The 578-nt window shown below is 57.3% G+C and carries 1 protein-coding gene; it reads left to right on the top strand.

What is annotated here, in order from left to right; translation table 11 throughout:
* The coding region (locus EIP89_RS11540; RefSeq protein ID WP_160160601.1) for a hypothetical protein at positions 1–578 on the top strand (578 nt) is incomplete at both ends.

Here is a 578-nt window from a genome sequence, read left to right as displayed (position 1 = left end):
AACAACAGCCACACACAAGACAGCACAGTTCAGATCAAACTCGTCGTAACAGCCGGCACCGGTTGTAAGGACTCCACCACCCAGACAGTGACGGTGTATCCAAGACCTTTAGCCCAGTTCAGCATACCCACGCCGATATGTGCCACTACAGCAGTAGCAGCCACAAACGCCAGCCAGGGCAAGGGGCTGAGCCATCAGTGGTATGTAAGCGATCCGTCTGTGCTGATCAGCAGTGCCACAGCAGCCGCGCCGACCTTCACCTTCCCCGACAATCAGACAGCCAATGCGATTAGCTACACCATCAGTCTGGCGGTGACTTCACAAGATGGCTGTAAGGACTCGGCCTGGCAAGTCGTAGTGGTCAATCCCCGACCGGTGGCAGCCTTTCAACTGCCGACGCCGGCCTGTTCGCCCGCAGTGTTGCAACCCACCAATCAAAGCAGCGGAAACGGACTGCAGTACACCTGGACCATCGCTCCGCCGGTGCCATCGACAGGGGTAAACACCGCAGCCCCCACCTTCGACATACCTCTGACCACCAATGACAGTGTGGTGTACACCGTCAAACTGGTAGTTAC

The sequence above is a fragment of the Thermaurantimonas aggregans genome, from assembly GCF_003851885.1.
Classification (GTDB): Bacteria; Bacteroidota; Bacteroidia; order Flavobacteriales; family Schleiferiaceae; genus Thermaurantimonas; species Thermaurantimonas aggregans.
Note: the sequence above shows the minus strand (reverse complement) of the source record. Positions and strands in the feature narration are given on the sequence as shown.